Genomic DNA, 2,914 nt, shown 5'->3' on the forward strand with positions numbered 1-2,914 from the left:
GTCCGCCTCGGCCAGCCGTCCAGGGCCTGCGTCGGCAGCCGCGCCCGGACCCGCAGGTCCTCGACGTCGCGAACGGCCGCTCGCCCCGCACCTGCTCGATCCGCTCGGCCCACTCCTGCCTGAAGCCGTCGATGGAGCGCAGGCCCAGCCTCAACGCGTGACGCGCCTGGCCCGCCCGCGGCTCCAGCGAAGCGTCCCAGCCGCTCATGTTCACGTCCGGATGCCGCGCTTCGACATCGTGGTCGCGCGCGTCGCGGACCAGTTGGGCGGGGGCGTAGAAACCCATCGGCTGGCTGTTCAGAAGGGCCGCGCAGAACACTTCCGGATACCAGCGCTTCATCCACGACGAGACATAGACCAGGTGGGCGAACGAGCAGGCGTGGCTTCCGGAAGCCGTACTCCCCGAACCCCTTGATCTGGTCGAAACAGCCGCGGGCGAAATCGGGATCGTAGCCGCGGTCGATCATTCTCTGGACGAAGCGGGTCTCGTGCTCGTGGATCGTGCCCATGTGCCGGAAAGTGGCCATCGCCCGCCTCAGGCTGTTGGCCTCGGCGGGAGTGTATTTGGCCGCCTCCATCGCGATCCGCATCGCCTGTTCCTGGAACAGCGGCACGCCCAGGGTCTTGTGCAGCACCCTCCTCAGCTCGTCCCTGTCGCCGTGGTCCGGGTGAGGATGAGGGAAATCGATGACGTAAGGCTCGCCCCGCGCCTCCGCCTCCCGCCGCTCCTTCCGCCGCTTCAGATAGGGGTGCACCATCCCGCCCTGGATCGGGCCGGGCCGCACGATCGCGACCTCCACCACCAGGTCGTAGAAGGTGCGCGGCCGAAGGCGGGGCAACATCGCCATCTGGGCCCGGCTCTCGACCTGGAAGACCCCGAGCGAATCCCCGTCGCACAGCATGTCATAGACCTTGGGATCGTCCTGCGGGACCGTATCCAGCTCGAACCGTCGTCCGTAGTTCCGCGCGATCAGGTCGAACCCGCGCTTCAGCGCCGTCAGCATGCCCAGGGCCAGCACGTCGACCTTCATCAGCTTCAGGAAGTCGATGTCGTCCTTGTCCCATTCGATAAAGGTGCGGTCCTCCATCGCCGCGTTGCCGATCGGCACGATCTCGACCAGCGGCGTCTGGCTCAGCACATAGCCGCCCACGTGCTGGCTCAGGTGGCGGGGAAACTTGATCAACTCCGCGGTCAGCTCCAGCGCCAGCCGCATCCGCGCGCCCTCGCGGCTCAGGCCGGCGCGGTCCACATGCTCGTCCTTCACCCCGTCGCCCCACGAGCCCCAGACGGTGTCGGCCATCCGCGCCGTCACGTCCTCGGTCAGGCCCAGCGCCTTGCCCACGTCGCGCACCGCCGAGCGCGGCCGGTAGTGGATGACCGTCGCCACGATCGCCGCCCGATCGCGGCCGTAGCGCTTGTAGACGTACTGCATCACCTCCTCGCGCCGCTCGTGCTCGAAGTCGACGTCGATGTCGGGCGGCTCGTCCCGGTCCGCCGACATGAACCGCTCGATCAGCACGTCCTGCTCGGCCGGGTTCACATTGGTCACCCCCAGGCAGAAACAGACCACCGAGTTCGCCGCCGAGCCCCGTCCCTGGCACAGGATCGGATCGTCCTGCCGCCGCGCCCAGGCGACGATGTCGTGTACGGTCAGAAAGTAGTTGGGATAGCCCAGCTGCTTGATCAGCCTCAGCTCCTTGACGATCGTCGCCAGGATCTTGGGCTCCACCCCTTGCGGCCACTTCTTCCTCGCGCCCTTGAACGTCAGGTGGATCAGCCGCCGCTGCGCCGTCCAGCCCTGGGGCACGGGTTCGTCCGGGTACTGATATTCGAGCTCCCTGAGCGAGAACCGGCACGCTCGAACCACCCCCATCGTCCGCGCCAGCGCCGCCTCGTGCCCCCGGAACAGGCGCGCCATCTGCTGCGGCGGTTTCAGATGGCGCTCGGCGTTGGCCTGCAGCCGCCGCCCCGCCTCGTCGATCGTCACGCCCTCGCGCACGCAGGTCAGCACGTCCTGCAGCATGCGCCGGTCGGGGTGGTGATAGAGCACCGCATTGGTCGCGATCATCGGGGCCCCAGTCCGCGTCGCCATGGTCGCCAGGGCGTTCAACCGCCGCCGATCGTCGCCCCGCCACAGAGGCGCGGCCGCCAGGTAAAGATCGTCCGGCCACGCCTCCCGCCACGCCCCCAGCCGCGCCTCGAACGCGCGTCCGGCCGCTCGGCGCCGGCGCCAGGGCGATCAGCCCCCTCGCCCAGCCCCACGGCCTGCTCGAAACGTCAGCCGCGTCTCGGCCTTGGCGATCCGTTCGGCCTCCGGGTCCGCGCCCGGCTGGGGCACCGCCTCGCTCTTGCCCAGCGACAGCAGGCGGCATAGCCGGCCGTAGGCGGCGCGGTCGCGGGGGAAGACGATCAGCTCCGTCCCGTCGACGAACCACAGCCGCGACCCGACGACCAGAGGAATCCCCGCCTTCTCGGCTCCCATCAGCGCCCGCACCATGCCGGCCAGGGTGTTGCGGTCCGCCACCCCGACGGCCGCCAGGCCCAGCGCCCTGGCCTGGTGCATGATCTCCTTCGGGTGCGAGGCCCCCTCCAGGAAGCTGAAGTTGGTCATCGCCCCCAGCTCGGCGTATTCGCCGTTCCACACGGGGCCTGGGCCGCTCACGCCATCACTCCGTGCATCCACCACGACGGCGCCCGCCGGTCGTCGCCCGGTCCCGTGTGGTCCCGGCCGTAAAGCCCCTCGCGGAACAGCCAGTAGCGCCCCCCCTCCGTATCTTCGACGCGGTAGTAGTCCCGCGTGCGGACCTCGCGACCATCCGGCCGGGGCCGCCACCATTCCGGCGACAGCCGCTCCGGCCCCTCGGCCCGAACCACCCGACGGCTGACGCGGCGCCAGACGAACCGGGCCGGGCG

2 protein-coding genes and 2 pseudogenes are annotated in these 2,914 nt (G+C 69.9%); all 4 read right to left on the reverse strand.

Features of this window, described 5'->3' with window-relative positions:
• Positions 1 to 340 (reverse strand): helix-hairpin-helix domain-containing protein (locus tag AC2W7C_RS16120; protein ID WP_486002308.1); only part of this gene is annotated, 340 nt, incomplete at its 3' end.
• Between the two features lie 175 nt (positions 341 to 515).
• Positions 516 to 2,093, reverse strand: a pseudogene (locus tag AC2W7C_RS16125) (error-prone DNA polymerase family protein); the annotation flags it as partial.
• A gap of 147 nt (positions 2,094 to 2,240) precedes the next feature.
• Positions 2,241 to 2,663 carry a PHP domain-containing protein gene (locus AC2W7C_RS16130; protein ID WP_486002307.1) on the reverse strand — a complete coding sequence of 141 codons (423 nt, stop codon included), beginning with the start codon at positions 2,661 to 2,663 and terminating at the stop codon, positions 2,241 to 2,243.
• Positions 2,660 to 2,914 (reverse strand): annotated as a pseudogene (locus AC2W7C_RS16135) (hypothetical protein); the annotation flags it as partial. The pseudogene AC2W7C_RS16135 and the gene AC2W7C_RS16130, both read right to left, overlap by 4 nt.

It is taken from the genome of Brevundimonas sp. CURTG3B2_SDJG (genome assembly GCF_057364705.1).